Origin of the sequence: Sphingomonas paucimobilis NBRC 13935 (genome assembly GCF_000739895.2) — a bacterium.
GTDB lineage: Bacteria > Pseudomonadota > Alphaproteobacteria > Sphingomonadales > Sphingomonadaceae > Sphingomonas > Sphingomonas paucimobilis.
The window spans coordinates 68,142-86,589 of sequence record NZ_BBJS01000036.1 but is presented as its reverse complement, the minus strand read 5'-3'; the positions used below and the strand labels follow the sequence as shown (position 1 = coordinate 86,589).

The 18,448-nt window shown below is 67.9% G+C and carries 12 protein-coding genes; 8 read left to right on the top strand and 4 right to left on the bottom strand.

Annotated elements, in window-relative coordinates:
* The first annotated feature begins 915 nt into the window (after nucleotides 1-915).
* The 5 genes from SP6_RS12145 to SP6_RS12125 all read left to right on the top strand — a co-directional run bounded on the left by SP6_RS12145 (nucleotide 916) and on the right by SP6_RS12125 (nucleotide 8,919).
* Nucleotides 916-1,590: a response regulator transcription factor gene (locus tag SP6_RS12145; RefSeq protein ID WP_037568430.1), complete on the top strand. Its 675-nt coding sequence runs from the start codon at nucleotides 916-918 to the stop codon at nucleotides 1,588-1,590.
* The gene (locus tag SP6_RS12140) at nucleotides 1,580-2,953 is read left to right on the top strand and encodes a sensor histidine kinase (protein ID WP_007404844.1); all 1,374 of its coding nucleotides are present in this window, start codon (nucleotides 1,580-1,582) and stop codon (nucleotides 2,951-2,953) included. The genes SP6_RS12145 and SP6_RS12140 overlap by 11 nt, the downstream gene beginning before the upstream one ends.
* 147 nt (nucleotides 2,954-3,100) lie before the next feature.
* Complete coding sequence (locus SP6_RS12135; RefSeq protein WP_007404766.1) at nucleotides 3,101-6,328, top strand: efflux RND transporter permease subunit; 3,228 nt, start codon at nucleotides 3,101-3,103, stop codon at nucleotides 6,326-6,328.
* Nucleotides 6,321-7,496, top strand: coding sequence for an efflux RND transporter periplasmic adaptor subunit (locus tag SP6_RS12130; RefSeq protein ID WP_007404813.1), 1,176 nt, complete (start codon nucleotides 6,321-6,323; stop codon nucleotides 7,494-7,496). The genes SP6_RS12135 and SP6_RS12130 overlap by 8 nt, the downstream gene beginning before the upstream one ends.
* Nucleotides 7,489-8,919, top strand: coding sequence for an efflux transporter outer membrane subunit (locus SP6_RS12125; protein WP_007404855.1), 1,431 nt, complete (start codon nucleotides 7,489-7,491; stop codon nucleotides 8,917-8,919). The genes SP6_RS12130 and SP6_RS12125 overlap by 8 nt, the downstream gene beginning before the upstream one ends.
* A gap of 16 nt (nucleotides 8,920-8,935) precedes the next feature.
* Here SP6_RS12125 and SP6_RS12120 read toward each other — a convergent pair whose 3' ends face one another.
* On the bottom strand, nucleotides 8,936-11,464 hold the full coding sequence (locus tag SP6_RS12120; RefSeq protein ID WP_007404774.1) for an amino acid adenylation domain-containing protein: 2,529 nt from the start codon (nucleotides 11,462-11,464) through the stop codon (nucleotides 8,936-8,938).
* Between the two features lie 121 nt (nucleotides 11,465-11,585).
* On the opposite strand from SP6_RS12120, the gene SP6_RS12115 reads away from it, so the two are divergent.
* Complete coding sequence (locus SP6_RS12115; RefSeq protein ID WP_007404781.1) at nucleotides 11,586-12,725, top strand: glycosyltransferase family 4 protein; 1,140 nt, start codon at nucleotides 11,586-11,588, stop codon at nucleotides 12,723-12,725.
* On the opposite strand, the gene SP6_RS12110 is transcribed toward SP6_RS12115, so the two are convergent.
* Both SP6_RS12110 and SP6_RS20970 read right to left on the bottom strand, forming a co-directional pair.
* Nucleotides 12,685-13,947, bottom strand: a complete 1,263-nt coding sequence (locus SP6_RS12110) for a glycosyltransferase (RefSeq protein ID WP_007404867.1) — start codon at nucleotides 13,945-13,947, stop codon at nucleotides 12,685-12,687. The genes SP6_RS12115 and SP6_RS12110 overlap by 41 nt on opposite strands.
* A complete protein-coding gene (locus tag SP6_RS20970) occupies nucleotides 13,940-15,064 on the bottom strand; it encodes a glycosyltransferase (protein WP_007404785.1) in 1,125 nt (374 codons plus the stop codon). The genes SP6_RS12110 and SP6_RS20970 overlap by 8 nt, the downstream gene beginning before the upstream one ends.
* Nucleotides 15,065-15,170: 106 nt before the next feature.
* Here SP6_RS20970 and SP6_RS12100 point away from each other — a divergent pair, with 106 nt between their 5' ends.
* Together SP6_RS12100 and SP6_RS12095 are read left to right on the top strand one after the other, a co-directional pair.
* Nucleotides 15,171-16,337 (top strand): acyltransferase family protein, encoded by a 1,167-nt coding sequence (locus tag SP6_RS12100; RefSeq protein WP_007404805.1) that lies wholly within the window; start codon nucleotides 15,171-15,173, stop codon nucleotides 16,335-16,337.
* Nucleotides 16,338-17,036, top strand: coding sequence for a hypothetical protein (locus SP6_RS12095; protein ID WP_007404871.1), 699 nt, complete (start codon nucleotides 16,338-16,340; stop codon nucleotides 17,034-17,036).
* Here the strand turns inward: SP6_RS12095 and SP6_RS12090 are convergent.
* Nucleotides 17,023-18,447, bottom strand: coding sequence for an oligosaccharide flippase family protein (locus tag SP6_RS12090; protein WP_050794167.1), 1,425 nt, complete (start codon nucleotides 18,445-18,447; stop codon nucleotides 17,023-17,025). The genes SP6_RS12095 and SP6_RS12090 overlap by 14 nt on opposite strands.
* Nucleotide 18,448: the final 1 nt, after the last annotated feature.

Genomic DNA, 18,448 nt, shown 5'->3' with positions numbered 1-18,448 from the left:
ATCTCCAACCCTCCGCAGGGTATCCTGCGGACGGTCGCAGCAGAGCCGCGATCGAAACGTCACCGCGATAGGCCTCGATCTTCCGAAGGGCGCATTTCAGGTGCATTGCATCGATGCGGGTGCACTGCGCCGAATTCGACATCACGGCGCCGACCGGCAGGAACGGCATCGAGCAGCTCATCGACGTGATCGCCGGTCAGACGGCCTCGCTGCATCGCTCATCTCCATCTGACACGCTAAGTTGCCGATGGCATGATTTCCGGGGGCCAGATCGGGCATTCCAAGCTGCCGGGCCAAATCCTAGGTGGCTATGACGTCGGCGAGGTGAGCCTGCGACCGCTCATGGCTGCCGTAAGGGGGGTAGTTGACAGGCGATTCGCCATGGATTTTTGACCGCCGAACCCAGTTTGGCACGGTTTAGCCAATCGCAATGATCCAAGCATAGGGCCATGGGCCGTATAAGCCAGTCCGCAGTCCGTCGAAGGCGCGACATGAATGCGAAGCGTCGTGCCACCGACGAGCGCGCTATGATCCTTGCGTCGTTCTCTTGGTCGAGTCCCCGGTTTGCAAAACCCGTTCCCCGGCGGCATGGCTTGCGTGCTTGGGTCGGGGTTTATGATGTTTCTTGTGACGCCCGGGCACAAAGCAGGGCGTCGCGTCGGCCATCGGCGCGGCGACGGCGAAGCAGTCGTCCCCTGTATCGGCCTGGTCCCCGGCGGCGACAGCGGGGGTGGCGAGGAGGGCGGTCGAGAGGATGATGATCCATAAGCGGGTGTGGAGCATGAGAAGCCTTTCCGGCGGCTCGAACGGAACATCGCCTCTTTCACCCAATCGGCCGGTCGGACCGACTTAAATGAATTTCACGCAAGCCGACGAGGCTTGGCCGCAATGGGGGCGGGCGGCTATGCCGATGGCATGGCGGCTATCCTGGTCATCGAAGACGACGGCGCGACCGCTGCGGCGATCATCGCCGAGCTGAAGCAGCATGGGCATGAGGTGACACATGCTAGCGATGGCGATGCCGGCCTGGAGCTCGCGACCCGCGAGGCGTTCGATGCGATCACGCTAGACCGGATGTTGCCGGGGCTGGACGGCCTGTCGCTCGTGGCCCGGCTGCGCGAACGGCATATCACCATTCCCGTGCTGATGCTGAGCGCGTTGAGCGATGTCGATGAGCGGATTGCGGGGCTGCGCGCAGGGGGCGACGATTATCTGACCAAGCCCTTCGACTTTGCCGAAATGGCGATGCGGGTCGAGGTGCTGCTGCGCCGCCGCGAGCAGGCCGAGGCCGTGGTGCTGCGCGGCGGAGGCATCGAGTGCGACCTCGTCCGCCGGACCGTGAAGGTCGATGGCGAGCCGGTGCGGCTGCTGCATATGGAATTCCGCCTGCTCGAATTCCTGATGCGCAACCAGGGCGAGGTGATGACCCGGCGGATCATCTTCGAACGGGTCTGGGGCTATTATTTCGATCCCGGCGCCAATCTGATCAGCGTGCATATCGCGCGGCTGCGCAAGAAGATCGACCGGCCGGATCGTTCCTCGCCCATCCAGACGGTGAAGGGCGAGGGATATCTGTTCGATGGCGGCTGAGCCGTTCCGCTGGCGTGACGTCGTCCGGATCAGCACCTTCCGCCTGTCGGCCATGCTGGGCGCGGTGTTCGTCACCGCCGTGATCGCCATGCTGGGCGTGGTCTATATCGCGACCGCGCGCGATCTGACCGTCCGCAGCGACCGCATCCTCCACGCCGCCGCCGGGCAATTGCTGCAGGTCCCGGCCGACGAACTGCCCGACCGCATCCGCGCCGAGTTGAAGCGTGATCGGTCCGGCTTCAACTATCTGGCGCTGATCGCGGCGGACGGCACCCTGATCGTCGGCAATGTCCGCCCTTTGCGTCCGCTAATCCCCGGCCATCCGGTCGATGTCGAGAGCGGATCACGCGGGCCCTTTCGCCTGGTCGCCCTGCGCACCCGTGAGAAGGAGACGCTGCTGGTCGGGCGTGACATCAGCCTGCTGCGCGATCTGCGGAACACGGTTCTGGAGACGCTGGTGGTCAGCGGGTTGATGACCCTGATCTGCATCGGGACTGCGGCGATCGGATTCAGCCGGGCGCCGCTGCACCGCGTCCGGGCGCTCCAGCGGGCCAGCCGGGAGATTGCGGCGGGGGATTTTTCGGTGCGGATGCCGATCGCGGGGCGGCATGACGAACTCGATCAGTTCGCCGCGACCGTGAACGTCACCGTCGAGGAGGTCGGCCGCGTCGTTGCGCAGGTGAAGGGCGTGACCGACGCCATCGCGCACGATTTGCGCACACCGCTGACCCGCGTCCGCGCCACGTTGAATGCGGTCGGCCACCGGCCCGACGATCCGGCGGGCGTCGTCGCCGGGATCGCGCAGGCGACCGCCGACCTGGACCTGGTGCTCGAGCGTTTCGCCGCGCTGCTCCGGATATCGGAATTGGAGGCGGGGCGGCGGCGGGCCGGGTTCCGCCGCGTCGATCTGGGCGCTCTCGTCGCGCAGGTGGCCGAGCTGTACGAGCCTCTGGCCGAAGACCGCGCCATCACCCTGTCGGTCGCCGCCAGGCCCCTGTCGGTCGCCGCCAGGCCCCTGTCGGTCGAGGGCGACGACAAGCTGTTGTTCGAGGCGCTGAGCAATCTGGTCGACAATGCGATCAAGTTCGGGCGGCCCGGTGGGCAAGTGCATATCGCGCTGTTCGACGATGAGGCGGCCCGCGCGATCGAGGTCCGCGACGACGGCCCCGGCATCCCGTCCGAAGAGCGCGACGCGGTGCTCCATCGTTTCCATCGGGGCACACACGCCGCCGGTGTGCCGGGCAGCGGTTTGGGCTTGAGCGTCGTGGCGGCGATCCTGCACCTCCACGGTTTTCGCCTGCGCCTGTCCGATGCCGACCCGGGGCTTTGCGTGCGGATCGAGGTCGGGCCGGCGGTGGCCTGAGGCGCTGGCGGTGAAATTCATTTAATTCGCCTGCCGACCCGAATGGCGCGATGAGGCCCGGGTCGGCGATGCGACGCGGGTTCCCCACCCCCTTGATCCCTGCGCCATCGCCGGCACCGCCTTTTCCTGACGGTCACCGGGACGCCCATGCTTCAGCTCGTCAAGCTCGCCCTCAGCAAACCTTATACCTTCGTCGTTCTCGCGATCCTGATCGTGCTGGGCGGCGGCATCGCGGCGGTCGAGACGCCGACCGACATTTTCCCCGACATCCGCATCCCGGTGATCGCGGCGGTGTGGACCTATCGCGGTCTGCCGCCACGCGACATGTCGGGCCGCGTCATCTATTATTACGAACGTTCGCTGTCGGCGACGGTCGGCGATATCGACCATATCGAAAGCCAGTCGCTGTCGGGCGTCGGCATCGTGAAGATCTTCTTCCGCCCCGGCGTCGACATCCGCACCGCCACCGCGCAGGTGACCGCCGCCTCGCAGACCGTGCTGAAGCAGATGCCGCCGGGCATCACCCCGCCGCTGATCCTGAACTACAACGCCTCGACCGTGCCGATCCTGCAACTCGCGCTCTCCGGCAAGGGGCTGTCCGAGCAGAAGATCTACGACCTGGGGCAGAACATGATCCGCCCGGCGCTGGCGTCGGTGCAGGGTTCGGCCATCCCGTCGCCCTATGGCGGCAAGGAGCGACAGGTCCAGATCGACCTCGATCCCGCCGCCCTTCAGGCGCATCGCCTGTCCGCGACCGATGTCGCCAATGCGCTGGCGCAGCAGAACCAGATCATCCCGTCGGGCACGGCCAAGATCGGCCAGTATGAATATAACCTCCGGCTCAACAACAGCCCGAGCGTCATCGACGATCTGAACGACCTGCCGATCAAGACGGTCGACGGAGCGACCGTGCTGATGCACGACGTGGCGCATGTCCGCGACGGTTCGCCGCCGCAGCGCAACGAGGTGCGGGTCGATGGCGCGCGATCGGTGCTGATGACCGTGCTGAAGAGCGGTTCGGCCTCGACCATCGCCATCGTCGACTCGGTCAAGGCGCTGATGCCCAAGCTGGAGGCGACCCTGCCGCCGGGGCTGAACGTCACGCTGCTGTCCGACCAGTCGGTCTTCGTGAAGGCGGCGGTGTCGGGGGTGATGCGCGAAGGCGTGATCGCCGCCGCGCTCACCAGCCTGATGATCCTGCTGTTCCTGGGTTCGTGGCGCTCGACCGTCATCATCGCCGCGTCGATCCCGCTCGCCATCCTGGCGGCGATCGCCGGGTTGTCGGTGGCGGGGCAGACGCTCAATATCATGACGCTGGGCGGCCTGGCCCTGGCGGTCGGCATCCTGGTCGACGATGCGACCGTCACCATCGAGAATATCAACTGGCATCTGGAACAGGGCAAGCCGGTGCGCGAGGCGATCCTGGACGGCGCCAAGCAGATCGTCGGCCCGGCCTTCGTCTCGTTGCTGTGCATCTGCATCGCCTTCCTGCCGATGTTCTTCCTGCCGGGCGTCGCGGGCTTCCTGTTCGCGCCGATGGCGATGGCGGTGGTCTTCGCGATGATCGCCTCGTTCATCCTGTCGCGCACGCTGGTGCCGACCATGGGCAATTACCTGCTGCGCGATCATGCCGGGCCGCACACCGCCGAGGTGATGGTGGCCCATGACGCGCAGGCGGGCCGCCCACAGAGCCGCAACCCGTTCCGCCGTTTCCAGCATGGCTTCGAGCAGCGGTTCGAGGCAGTGCGCGGCTATTATACCGGCCTCCTCGCCTTTGCGCTGGCCCGGCGGCGGCCGTTCGTCATCGGCTTCATGGTCGTGGTGCTGATCTCGTTCGCACTGGTGCCGATGCTGGGGCGGAATTTCTTCCCTGCGGTCGATGCCGGACAGATCAGCATCCATGTCCGCGCGCCGGTCGGCACCCGCATCGAGGAGACGGCGGCGCTGTTCGACCATATCGAAAACCGTATCCGCGCCGTGGTGCCCGCCGACCAGCTCGACACCATCGTCGACAATATCGGCCTGCCGGTCAGCGGCATCAACCGCGCCTATTCCAACACCGGCGGCGTCGGTCCGCAGGACGGCGACATCCTCGTCACGCTGAAGGAAGGCCATGCGCCCACCGCCGGCTATGTGAAGGCGTTGCGCGAGCAACTGCCGCGTGACTTCCCCGGCTCGTCCTTCGCCTTCCTGCCCGCCGATATCGTCAGCCAGATCCTGAACTTCGGCTCGCCCGCGCCGATCGACGTGCAGGTCGCCGGGCCCGATACCAAGGGCGGCGAGGCCTATGCGCGGATGCTGGTCGACAGGCTGTCGCGCATTCCCGGGCTGGCCGATGTGCGCCTGCAACAGGCGTCCAACTATCCCGAATATGCGGTCGATGTGGACCGCGCCCAGGCCAGCCGCCTCGGCATCACCGAGAATGACGTGACGCGCAGCCTGACCGTCAATCTGGCCGGCAGTTCGCAGGTCGCCCCGACCTTCTGGTTGAATCCGAAGAACGGCGTCTCCTATCCGATCGTCGTCCAGACCCCGCAATATCGCGCCAGCACCGTCGAGCAGATCGACAATCTGCCGATCACGGGCAGCGCGGGGGGCAATGTCCAGACGCTTCAGGCGCTGGGCACGCTCCACCGCGAACCCAGCCCCGCGCTCGTCTCGCATTATGCGGTGCAGCCGGTGTTCGACGTCTATGCGACGACGCAAGGTCGCGATCTGGGCGCGGTCGCGGCGGACATCGACAAGGTGCTGGCCGCCACCAAGGGCCAGTTGCCCAAGGGCGCGACCGTCGCGATGCGGGGACAGGTGGAGACGATGAACACCGCCTTCACCGGCCTGATCCTGGGTCTCGCGGGTGCGATCATCCTGATCTACCTGCTGATCGTCGTGAACTTCCAGAGCTGGATCGATCCGCTGGTGATCGTCTCGGCCCTGCCCGCCGCGCTTGCCGGGATCGTATGGATGCTGTTCGCGACGCATACGCCGCTCAGCGTGCCCGCGCTGACCGGGGCCATCATGTGCATGGGCGTGGCCACCGCCAACAGCGTGCTGGTGGTCAGCTTCGCCCGCGAAAGGCTGGCGGCGTGCGGCAACGCGATCCAGGCGGCGATGGAGGCGGGCGCCACCCGCTTCCGCCCGGTGCTGATGACCGCGCTGTCGATGATGATCGGCATGGCCCCCATGGCGCTGGGTCTGGGCGAGGGCGGCGAACAGAATGCGCCACTCGGCCGTGCGGTCATCGGCGGGCTGCTCTGCGCCACGCTCGCCACCTTGGTCTTCGTTCCCGTCGTCTTCGCCATCGCGCACCGCCGCGACAAGGCGGCCGCTCCTTCCACTTCCAACGACCTGTCCCTCGGAGAAGCCATCCATGCATGATGCAGCCCCGACCCCCGCTGTGTCGGCCGACACCCCCGCGCCCAAGGGCCTGAAGATCGCCGGGCTGACCGCCGCCATGCTCGCGATCGGCGTGGTCGGCCTCGGTGCCCTGGCCCGGTCCCATGATGTCGCGGCGGCGGCGAACTGGTCCAACGCCAATGCGATCCCGACCGTGCATCTCGTCCCCGTTAAGGGCGGCGCGGCAAGCGATGCGCTCGACCTGCCCGCCACGCTGGAGGCATGGGAAGCGGCACGGCTCTTCCCCCGCGTGTCCGGCTATGTGCGTAGCTGGTCGCAGGATATCGGCGCGCATGTCGGTGCCGGCCAGGCACTGGGCGTCGTCGACACGCCCGAACTGGACGAGCAGATCGGCCAGGCGCGCGCCGCGCTCGCCAGTGCCATTGCGCATGAAAAACTGGCGCGCAGTACGGCGGCGCGCTGGAACGACCTGCTCACCAGTTCCTCGGTGTCGAAACAGGAAGTCGACGAGAAGAATGGCGATCTCGCGGTCAAGGCGGCCGGGGTGGCGGAGGCGCGCGCGGCCCTGTCGCGGCTGGAGGCGATGAAGCGCTATGCCGTCATCCGCGCGCCCTTTGCGGGCGTGGTCACCGCGCGCAATGCCGAGGTCGGCGATCTGGTCGGCCCCGGTGCCGCGGCGCAATCGCCGATGTTTGGTGTCGACGATACCCATCGCATCCGCGTTTATGTCAGCGTGCCGCAATCGCTGTCCGCGACGATCAAGCCGGGTATGACCGCGTCCCTGACCGTGCCGGCCTTTCCCGGACGTCAGTTCACCGCGACGGTGGCGGGGCTGTCGAGCGCGGTCGATCCGCAGTCGGGCGCCTTCCGCGTCCAGCTCTATGCCGACAATCCCGACGGTGCGCTCAAGCCCGGCGGCTATGCCGAGGCGCGCTTCGATCTGCCCGGACAGGCGGGGGCGGCGCAGGTGCCGTCGAGTGCGATCCTGTTCGGCGCGGGCGGCGCGCAGGTGGCGACCGTCGATCCACATGGCCGCATCATGATGCACAAGGTCCATATCGGGCAGGACAATGGGCCAACCGTGCAGATCCTGTCGGGGATCAAGCCGGGCGCGCAGATCGTCGACAATCCGCCCGACTCGCTCGCGCAGGGCGAACTGGTGCGCGTGGGGGCGAGCAACCATGGCTAAGCACCTGTGCCGCTGGCTGGCGGGGGCGGCGCTGGGGCTGCTCGGTGGCTGCTCCATGGCACCCGCCTATCACCCGCCCGCCATGCCCACGCCGCCCGCGTTCAAGGAAGCGTTCTCGGCCAGCGCCTCCATCTGGAAACCGGCTGGGGCGCTGACCACCGCGCCGCGCGGCGATTGGTGGACCGGCTTCGGCGATCCGACGCTCAATCAATTGGAAGCGCGGATCGATGCCGACAGTCCGACGCTGGCGGCCGCCTTGGCACGCTATGACCTAGCCCGAGCGACGCTGGCAGGGGCACGGTCCGGACTGTTCCCGCATGTCGAACTGACCCCCGGTTTGATCCGCAACCGTCAGTCGGGCGAGCGACCGCTGCGCGGTGGCAACCAGCCCGATTTCTATACCGCCGCGACGCTGGGCGGCGATATTTCCTATGAGGCGGACCTATGGGGCCGGGTGCGCAACTCGGTCGCCTCGGGCCGTGCGCTGGCCGAGGCGAGCCGCGACGATCTGGCGGCGGTGAAGCTGGCACTGCAAGGGCAACTGGCCACCGATTTCGTGCAGTTGCGCGGACAGGACCAGCAATTGGCGTTGCTGACCCAGACGATCATGGCCTTTGCCAAGGCCGATGCGCTGACCCACAACCGCTTCCGGGGCGGGATCGCGACCGGCATGGATGTCGGCCGCGCCGGCGCGTTGCTGGGCGAGGCGCGGGCGCAATATGCCGAGACGGAGGCTGCGCGCGCGATCACCGAACATGCCATCGCCAGCCTGGTCGGACAGCCCGCCTCGACCTTCTCGATCCCGCACCGCGACGGTGTAATGACCTTGCCCGCCATTCCTATCGGCCTGCCCTCGACCCTGCTTGCCCGCCGTCCCGATGTCGCGGCGGCGGAGCGGCGGATGGCGGCAGCCAATGCGCGCATCGGCGTCGCCAAGGCGGCGTTCTTCCCGCAGATTACGCTGGGCGGGGCGGGGGGCTTTCAAAGCACCGCGCTCGCCGGACTGGTCGCAGCGCCCAACCTGTTCTGGGCGATCGGGCCGGGGGCGATCCTGAACCTGTTCGATGGCGGCAAGCGTCGTGCCGAGGTCGCCGCCGCGCGCGCCGACTGGAACGGCGCGATGGCCGATTACCGCACCCATGCGCTGGGCGCATTCCAGGATGTCGAGGACGCGCTCGCCACGCTGCACCATCTGGGCGAGGCGCAAGCGGCGCAGGACCAGGCGGTCGCCTCCGCTACCCGCACCGAACAGATCGCGCTCGATCGTTATATCAAGGGGGCGGCCACCTATCTCGACGTCGCGACCGCGCAAGAGAGCGCCTTGCACGACCGGCAGGCGGCGCTGGCGCTCGAGAACCGGCGGCTGATGGCGGGCGTCGCATTGATCCGGGCGTTGGGCGGAGGGTGGTCGGCCGCCATCTAGCCGGTAGCGGCCCCCCTTAACTGGACTGGCACCGGCGTTCCCCGGCGGCCGGGATCGCACGGGGCTGTAGGAGCGGGACGGGGACAGGCGACCTGACCTCCGGGAGTATGGCCGGGCGGTGCTGCGTGGATGCAAGCGCGGTGTTCAGCGCGGAGGCGAGCATGGGCGCGGCGCTGCCCCGCATCATCGTCTCATGGTCGCCGGGGATGAGCTCGACCGTCAACGCGCCGCGCACGACGGCATTCCAGCCGGCATTCGTGCGCCGGGCGGTGGGCTGCAGCAACAGCACGTCACCGGCGTAAAGAGCGGCTGCATAGCTGTGGGTCGCATGTTCGACCCGCTGGCTGAAACTGGCCTTCTCGTGTTGGACGGTCCCGATGCGGTGGAGCATTTGGCGCATCTGCCTCCGGAGCCGCTGCCCCACGCCCTGCCGGGGACATTCGGCGTCGAGAAGGGCAAGCAGGCGAACCTCGCGCCCTTGTGCGGCCAGTTGTTGCGCCAATTCATAGGCGACGATTCCCCAGCGGCACCATCCGCCCAGATTCAGCGCGCCGATGGGATAGGCCGCCAGCAGATGCTCCTTGAGCCGCGCCGCGACTGCCGTGATCGACAGCGTGCCTGAGCCGAGCGCGTCTTCGTCGTGCGGATCGATATTGAGCGCCAGCACCGGCTGGTCGGCGGATAGGTCGCGCAGGATGTTGCGCATCAGCGGCCCGGTATCGAGCCAGAAGAGCGGCGTCCGCCGCCCCTCGGGATTGAACAGCGTCATCGTCCGATCGGCGGGCTGCTCGCCCAGCGCGATGCGCGCCGCCATGTCGGACAGCGTGGAATGTCGCATCAGGTCGATCAGTGCGAGACGGACGCCGAACGCCGCCTCGATCCGGCGGGCCAGCCGCACGGTCATCAGCGAATAGCCCCCCAGGTCGAAGAAATCATCCTCCGCGGCGATCGCGCCGATATTGAGCAGATCGCTCCAGATCGCCGCCAGCCGCCGATCGATTGCGTCGGCCGCATGCTGTGCGATGGTTGGGCGTCCTTCCGCAGCAGGGTCGGGCAGCGCGGCGCGGTCGATCTTGCCATTGGGCGTCAGCGGCATGGCCGACAGCGTCACGATCCGGTCGGGGATCATATAGGCGGGCAGGTGACCGGCCAGGAACGCCTTGATCTCGCGGGGGCCGAGCGATCTGTCGCGCGGTACGACATAGCCAACCAGCAGCGCCTCGCCCGAAGGATCGGTCCAGAGCCGCACCGCGCTCCAGACGACGCCGGGGTGGAGCGACAGTGCCGCCTCGACATCGCCCAGTTCGATGCGAAAGCCGCGCACCTTCACCTGATCGTCGATCCGCCCCAGGCAATAAAGCGCGCCGCGTTCGTCAAACCGGCCAAGATCGCCGGTGCGATAGACCCGCGCCCCGTCGGCTAGGCGCACGAAGCGCTCGGTGGTGAGGTCGGGGCGATTGCGATAGCCGCGCGCGACACCCGGCCCGCCGATGACGATCTCACCCACCTGGCCGGGCGGCACGGGTTTCAGATCGACGTCGGTGACGTACACGGTGATGCCGCTCATCGGCCAGCCGATCGGGATCGCGTCATGGCTAGGGGTCACGCGGCAGGCGGTCGACCACACGGTCGTTTCGGTCGGCCCATAGATATTCCACAACTCGTCGCAGCGTAGCAGCAATCGGTCGGCGAGCGAACGGGTCAGCGTTTCCCCGCCCGCCAGGATGCGCAAGCCTGGCAGCCCGCTCCAACCCTGTTCGACCAGTGCCCGCCAGGTGGAGGGTGTCGCCTGCACCAGGTCGGGGCGATGCCGATCGAGCGCAGCGGCGAGCCGTGTGGGATCGGCAGCCTCCTCGAGATCGATCAGCGCCAGCGATCCGCCGACATAGAAGGGCAGGAACAGGTCCGGCACGGACAGATCGAAGCTGAGCCGGGTGATCCCCAGCATCTTCTCATTCGCGCGAAAGCCCGGGCTCGCCGCCATGGTCGCCAGCAGTGCGACGAGCGCGCCATGTTCGATCTCCACGCCCTTAGGCCGGCCGGTCGAACCGGAGGTGAAGATGACATAGGCGAGCGTCGAGGAGGTGATCGCTGGGGTCGGGACCATCATGACGGGATCGCCTTCCTCCTCGGCGATCATCACCGGTATCCCCAGATCGGCGATGATATCGCCATAGCAGCGATTGGCGATGATCAGGGCGGGGCGCGCATCCTCCATGATATGCGCCAGACGGTTGGGCGGGGTCGCGGGATCGATCGGTAGATAGGCCGCACCGATCTTCAGCACCGCGAGCAGCCAGGCGGGCAGATCGACATCGCGCGACAGGCACAGACCGATCAAGGGATGATCGTCGGCCACCAGATAGGCCAGCCGCGCCGCCAACTGGTCGACACGCGCCGCCAGTTCGCCATAGCTGCGCCGCTGCCCGCGTGCTTCGACCGCCGGGGCGTCGGGATCGCACCAGGCGTGACGGGCGAAGATATCGGGAAGCGCGTGCCACCCCCGTTTGGGGACATAGGCGGTCGTCTCTTCCTGGCGCAGCACCGTCGTCTCTCCCCTGTGGCCGGTCCGGTTTCGACCGCTGGACCGATCTTCGGGCGATTCGGGTGTGCGGCGATATGTCGAATGATGAATTGACCGAGGAGTGCGGCGGCTAGGCGGGGATATGGCTTTGCAATCCCTTCCCCGCGATGCGCTCTTCCGAAACGGTACGCGATCCGACCGGCCGTGCCTGTTCTTCAACGGCAAATTCTATTCGGGGAAGACCAACGGGGTTCATCGGGTCGCGGATCGGCTGTTGCGCGAACTGGACGCGCTGGCGGTGGCGGGGGCCGCGCCGGCGGGATGGGACATGCGGTTGCTGCTGCCCAGACGCGCCAACTGGGCGCCGCGCTTCGCCGCGATCACACCGATGCCGCAGCGTTATGGCGCTAGCCAATTCTGGGAGCAGATGATCCTGCCCGTTGCGGCGCGGCGCGGGGCGCTGGCCAGCTTCGCCAATCTCGCCCCAGGCTGGCATGGGCGCAAGGTGACGATGGTACATGATGCACAATTCCTGCTGTCGCCCGAAAGCTATTCGCCCAAATTGCGGTGGGGCTATCGCCTGCTCGTGCCGTGGGGCGCGCGGTCGAGCCGGGTGGTCCTGACCGTGTCCGATTATGCGCGCGACAGCCTGGCGACGTTCGGCATCGCGTCGCCCGCGCAGACGCAGGTGCTGCATAATGGCGCGGACCATATTCTGGACGTGCCCGCCGACCGAAGCGTGCTGGACAGGCATGGCCTGGCGCCCGGCTCCTATGGCCTGATCTTCGGCTCGACCTCGGCGTACAAGAATGTCGCGGCCGTCTTCACCGCCTTTGCCGATCCGCGTCTGGCCGCGATGCCACTGGTCGTGGTCGGGCCGTCGCGGGCGGTGCTCGAGGCGGCAGGACTGCGGCCGCCGCCGGGCGTGGTGTTCGTCGGCGGGGTCGATGATAGCGGCCTGCGTGCCCTGTACGAAGGGGCGCATTGCCTGCTCTACCCTTCACGGACAGAGGGTTTCGGTCTGCCGCCGGTCGAGGCGATGCTGTGCGGCTGCCCGGTCGTCGCGGCCCCGGCGGGGGCCATTCCGGAAGTATGCCGCGACGCCGTCGTCTATGCCGGGATGGACGATATCGGCGAATGGATCGGCGGCGTCCTGGTGCTGGGTAATCGTGAGGTACGTGCCGCCAAAGTCGCCGCCGGTCGCGCGCGTGCCGGCCATTTCACCTGGGCGGCGGCGGGCGTCAGGCTGGCCGGGATACTGAGTGAGGTGCTGACGTCCTGACACGGCGGTCGTCACTCCGCAGGCTCAGCCCGAAGTGACTCTCCGCCAGCCCCATGATGCGCGCGGCATGGCGTTCGGGAGACAGGAAGCGGCGAAGCGCGCCATGTTGCCGGGTGGGCGAGGGGGGCGCCCCCAGCATCTGGCGCAGGCTCGCCGCCAAGCTGCCGGTCTGCCCGGGATCGAACATCTGTCCCCCGCCAAAGCGACGGACCAGTTCGGACGAACCGGCGCGCGACGACACCAGCACCGTTACGCCCGCGGCCATCGCCTCGGCGATGATCAGCCCCCAGGTCTCGTTCCAGAGCGAGGGCAGGACGACGACGCGGCAGGATCGCATCGCCGCCGCCATCGTCTCGCGCGGTTGCCAGGATCGGTGGGTGATGCCGGGCGTGGCGTGCAGCAGCGGTTCCAGCGAACCCTGGCCAACGAACAGGCCGGTACGTCCCGTCTCGCGCAGTGCCTCGACCAGAAGTTCGACACCCTTGTCTTGCTCCAGTCGTCCGAAATAGCCCACGTCATAGGTCGGTGGCGGAGCGGGGGGTGGCTCGATATCGGAGAGCGATAGGGGATTGTGGAGCACCGCATGGCGCTGTTCGGGGAGCAGCGGCATGATGGTCCGTTGCGCATGTTCGGACAAATGCAGGAACAGGCGGCGGCTCGGCCGGGTCGCGGTCGCCATGTGGCGCATCGCGTGCCTGGCCAGCCGGCCGAGCTTGGGCAGGCGGCCCTGGCGGTCGCAATCGCTGGTCAGGCAATGGCGCCGCATCGGCCGCCGATCGCATGGGCGGCCGGCCGCGAAATCATAATAAATGCCGTTGGGACAGACCCAGAAATAGTCGTGCATATAGATCATGATCGGAAAGCGGCTGGCGATTCGCAAGGCGGCCGGGGACAGATACCGGGTCCATTGGTGAAGCACGATCAATGTGGTGTCGGGATCAAGCCCCGCCACTTCGCGAGACAGCATTGCTCCGGCGTCAGGGTTGTAGATGGCGCGCAGCATGGCGCCGGCGCCCCCGCCGCGCAGGTCCGCGCCGCCCAGTCCTCGGAACCGCTCGGGCTCGATCGCGGGCGGCTCACCGAACCCTGCCATGACATGGACATCCGCGCCCGCGGCCCTGAGCGCGCGGTAGCTGTCGAGCGCGGCATGGCCGGCCCCGCCGCTACCCGGCCCCTCGCCACCGATATAATCGGAGAGCAGGACGATGCGCCCGTTACGCATGGGCGACCAGCGGCGTGGCCACATGCTCTTCCCGCACGACCGGCGACAATTCGGCATAGAGCGCGGCGAGTTCGGCATTCATCCGCTGCGCGGTGAACCGCGCCTCGTAGCGCGCGCGTCCGGCGGCACCCATCGCCTGCCAGGTGGCGCGGTCATGCCGGGCGAGCGTGCGCATCAGCCGCTCCGGATGATCGGGGGGGACGAGATAGCCCGTCTCGCCATCGGCGACGATCTCGCGCAGGCCCCCCACATCGGAGGCGACGACCGCGCAGCCGCCGCACATCGCCTCCAGCGCGACGAGGCCGAAGCCTTCCCAGCGCGAGGGGACGACGACGACATCGGCGGCGGCGATCTCGGTCGCGACTTCGGACAGCGATCGCCAGCCGAGATATTCGATCTGCGGGCTGCGTTTGCGCGGGGTGGTGGCGGGGCCGGCCACCGCCTTGCCGATGACGCGCACCGCGACATGGTCCTGAATGGGCTCGACCGCGTCGAGCAGCGTGTCGAACCCCTTTTGCGTGTCGAGCCGCCCGACGAACAGCACCCGCACCCGATCGTCCTGCCATCGCGCGGGGCGTTCGCTGTGCAGGTCGGCGATGCCGTTCAGCACCAGGGTCAGCGCGGCCGGATCGATGCCGATCCGCACGCCCTCGCGCCGTTCATGGTCGGAGATCAGGACGATGCGGTCGGCGGCCGGCGCCAGGATGCGCTCGACCCCCTCGACCACGCGGCGCTTCCACGCCGAGGAACGGCGGTCGAAGGCCCAGCCATGCGGGCAATAGACGATACGGAACGGCGCGCGCCGCCATGATCCGTACAACAGCCGCAGCACCGCACCCGCAAAGCTGGAATGGGCATGGACGATCGTCGGCCTTACCTGCTCTACCGCGCTCGCGATCGCGCCGGCCAGCGACATCATGCCGCGGACCGAGCGGTGCTGCCGTCGCCACGGGATCAACAGCCGGCGATCGACCCCGCTCAGATGTGCGGCATGTTGTGCTGGGACCAGCGCGCGGACCCGGTCGCCGCCATAGCGGCGTGCCTGATCGGACAATATCTCGGTCAGATAGGTGCCGACGCCGCCCTGCGCGGATTCGGCGATGTGAAGAATCCTCATCTGCCCTCTCCGAAATGTCGGTGATGCGACTGGTCTAGACAGGCCGAGCGAGGGCAACTCCATCATTTGACGTGATCGCGGGGCGCGCGTCGTGATCGGATGCGGCATGACCGAAAAGGGCGGTGGAGAAGCAGGGGAGACCATAGTCCACCCCGTTGGCATGGCCCCGTCGACGCGTACGCTTTGGACGGTCCAGGCCTTGCGCGGTGCGGCCGCGCTGATGGTCGTGATCGGTCACAGCCAGAGCGCGGCGGCGGGAATCGTAACCGCGCGGGGCGACCATTTCGCGCGCTCGACACTGATGCCATGGGGGGCGGGGGTGGACCTGTTCTTCGTCCTGTCGGGCTTCATCATGGTCCATGCCTCCACCCGCTTGTTCGGGCAGGGGAATGCGCACGAGGAGTTCCTGCGGCGGCGGCTGGTGCGGATCGTGCCGCTCTACTGGCTGGTCACGACCCTCTTTCTCGCACTGCTCGCGGCGGCGACGCTGAAGGGGGGCGATCCCTTTCCCGACGCTCGGGCGATCCTCGCTTCCTATACCTTCGTCCCGGCGAACACATGGGGCGACGGGCGGTTCTTTCCGGTCTTCGATCTGGGCTGGACGCTGAATTACGAGATGTTCTTCTATGCGCTGTTCGCCTTCGTCGTGGCGCTGCCGCGCGGGCGGGCGCTGGTGGCGATCGGCGTGATGCTGGTCGCGGCGACGGGGATTGGCGCTGTGGTGCCGGGGCCGTCTGGGCTGTGGTTCTGGACGCGGCCGATCATCTTGGATTTCGGGCTGGGGCTGGCGGTCGGGGCACTGCTGGGGCGGGGCGTCGTCCTGCCACCGATGGTGCGGCTCGCGCTGGCGGCCGCCGGGGCCGCGCTGCTGCTCGCCGATCCCTTCCATATCTTTGACGGCGCGGTCGGTGTGACCGTCGCTAATGACTGGCCGCGCGTGGTCTGTGCCGGGCTGCCGATCGCGATGCTGCTGGCGGCGGCGGTGCTGGGGCCCGAGCCGGTGATGCCGCGTATCCTGTTGCCCGCCGCGCTTGTGGGGGATGCGTCCTATTCACTCTATCTCTTCCACCCCTTCGCGCTGATCCTGACGGAGAAGCTGGCACAGAAGCTGCCCGTGATGCGGGCGGCCGAGGGATGGCAGCTCGTGGCCGTCATGGTCGGTGTCGCGCTGATCCTCGCCTTCGCGGTCCATCGCTGGATCGAGCGACCCCTGACCGCGCAACTCGCGACCCCAACCCAGCCGCGTGCCGTCGCGGCGCATTCTGGAGAGTGAATGATGCACAGCCTGCGCCACCGTTTGCGGCATTGGACCGGACGGGCCGACGCCTTCGCCCCCGAACCGGGGCTGGAGGCGATCTATCGCGACCTGTTCCTGCGCGAGTTAAAGCTGCTCGGAGAGGAAGACCGGTTCTTCCCCACAGGCGGCGCGGCCAATTACAGCCTGCTCTATCTGATCCTGCGCATCGGGGTGGAGTTCGGCCCAGCCTCCGTGCTCGATATCGGGGCAGGACAGAGCAGCCTGTTATGGGCGATGCTGCAACGGCGCGGGCTGGTCGGCGAAGTGCTGACGCTGGAGAACGACCCCGAATGGGGCGAGCGGATCGCGGCGCAGGTGATGCATGAGGTGCTGGTAACGCCGCTGGCGGTCCGCCAAGTGGGCAAGCGTGCGGTGACGACCTATGACTGGGCGGCGGTGCGGGCCGGGCGGCGCTTCGACGTGATCCTGTGCGACGGGCCGCGCGGCACGCCTTTCCATTCGCGGGGCGGGGTGCTGGCGATGCTCGAGGATTTGCCGCGCGACTTCGCGCTGATCCTCGACGATGCCGAGCGCGATGGCGAACAGGATACGGTGGGGGCGATCCATGCGCGGCTTCAGGCCGACGGGGTCGATTACGGCGTCGGCGTGGTGCGCGCGGCCAAGACCCAGGTGGTGTTTGCGGGCGGCCGCTTCCTGCCCGCTACCTTCCTGTAATCGCCGCATCCGGTGCCCCGCGTGTGAGAAGTGCCGCCAGCGTGCGCCGGACATGCAGGTGCAGCGCGGCGTAGCAGGCCAGCACCCCCGCGCCGTACATGGCCGTCGCGGCGATCCACCCCGTCCAGCTTGCCGGATGCAGGCCCGTGGTGACGGCCACCCCCACGACGCCTGCCCCGGTGGCGAGCAGCGCGGGGGCCAGCGCGCGGGCGAGCCGCTCGACGCGCAAGCCCGTCAGCATGACCGTCATCGCCAGAAAGGCGAGGCTCATCACCGAAATCGCCGCCGTATAGGCCTGGACCAACGCCATCAGCCCATGCGGTAGCGCCAGCACAAAGGTCGCGACCAGCACGGCCGTATTGGCGACGCTGAGCAGGAACTGCGCCTTCACACGCCCCGCGACCATCAGCAGCGCGCCATTATAGGAGGCGATCGCTTGAAGCGCGCCCGCCGGGGCCAGCCAGGCGACGATTGCGGGCACCGCCGCCCAATGCCCCGACAACAGGCTGTCCACCGGAAAGGCGAGGCCGAAGGTGAGGTAGATCATCGCGGGCGTGACGATCAGCGCGGTGGCGGACAGCACGCCCTCCACCGTCGCCTGCGCGCGCGGCCCATGCGGGTCTTCGCCGCGCAATGTGGACAGCAATATGCCGCTGGTCGGCCAGGTGATCGCCATCAATGGGGCGAGCATGAACTGATAGGCCAGGCCGTACACCCCGACCGCCGCCGCACCCAGCCAGGCGCCGATCAGCAGATTGTCGCTGTTGCGCGCCAGAAAGTTGAGGATGTTGTTCGCCAGCACCCAGCCACCGAAGGAGAGCAAGCCTTTCAACTGGCCGAACCGGGCATTGGGCCGCAGCACGCCGCGCATCGTCCAGCCGAACGCGCCGAGCCGCATCGCCTGGACCAGGATATTGTAGAGGACGAGCGACCAGACCCCGGCCCCGCTCCACGCAGCCGCGAGCCCCGCGATCGCGGCCAGGGCGATGGCGATCGCCTCGATCCGGGCGATCCCGGCATAGCGCAATTCGCGCTCCATCAAGGCGCGCGGGGTGGCGGCGGCGATCGACAACAGCACGACCCCCGCCATCGCCGCCATCACGGGGGCCAGCCCCGCCATGCCGATCGCGCGCTCCAGGGGCCAGGCGCCTGCGACCAGCAGCACGGCGCAGACCGCGCCTCCGATCATCATCGCCCCCATCGCCGCCCCCGCCTCGTCGCGCGACAGGGTCGGCGCACGGGTGATCGCGCTGGTCATGCCCAAATCGGTCAGCATCGCGATCAACACCAGAAAGGGCGTGGTGAAGACGATCAGCCCATAATCGCCGGGCAGCACAAAGGCGGCGATGGCGACGTTCATCCCGAACTGGACGGCGTTGCGATAGAGGCTGAGCCCCGACATCGAGAGCATG

What these genes read in the sequence shown, in the direction of transcription:
- SP6_RS12100 (WP_007404805.1), top strand. Translation starts at nt 15,171, where the DNA reads ATGACCGAAAAGGGCGGTGGAGAAGCAGGGGAGACCATAGTCCACCCC.
- SP6_RS12115 (WP_007404781.1), top strand. Translation starts at nt 11,586, where the DNA reads ATGGCTTTGCAATCCCTTCCCCGCGATGCGCTCTTCCGAAACGGTACG.
- SP6_RS12135 (WP_007404766.1), top strand. Translation starts at nt 3,101, where the DNA reads ATGCTTCAGCTCGTCAAGCTCGCCCTCAGCAAACCTTATACCTTCGTC.
- SP6_RS12130 (WP_007404813.1), top strand. Translation starts at nt 6,321, where the DNA reads ATGCATGATGCAGCCCCGACCCCCGCTGTGTCGGCCGACACCCCCGCG.
- SP6_RS12145 (WP_037568430.1), top strand. Translation starts at nt 916, where the DNA reads ATGGCGGCTATCCTGGTCATCGAAGACGACGGCGCGACCGCTGCGGCG.
- SP6_RS12140 (WP_007404844.1), top strand. Translation starts at nt 1,580, where the DNA reads ATGGCGGCTGAGCCGTTCCGCTGGCGTGACGTCGTCCGGATCAGCACC.
- SP6_RS20970 (WP_007404785.1), bottom strand. Translation starts at nt 15,064, where the DNA reads ATGAGGATTCTTCACATCGCCGAATCCGCGCAGGGCGGCGTCGGCACC.
- SP6_RS12125 (WP_007404855.1), top strand. Translation starts at nt 7,489, where the DNA reads ATGGCTAAGCACCTGTGCCGCTGGCTGGCGGGGGCGGCGCTGGGGCTG.
- SP6_RS12090 (WP_050794167.1), bottom strand. Translation starts at nt 18,447, where the DNA reads ATGCTCTCGATGTCGGGGCTCAGCCTCTATCGCAACGCCGTCCAGTTC.
- SP6_RS12095 (WP_007404871.1), top strand. Translation starts at nt 16,338, where the DNA reads ATGATGCACAGCCTGCGCCACCGTTTGCGGCATTGGACCGGACGGGCC.
- SP6_RS12110 (WP_007404867.1), bottom strand. Translation starts at nt 13,947, where the DNA reads ATGCGTAACGGGCGCATCGTCCTGCTCTCCGATTATATCGGTGGCGAG.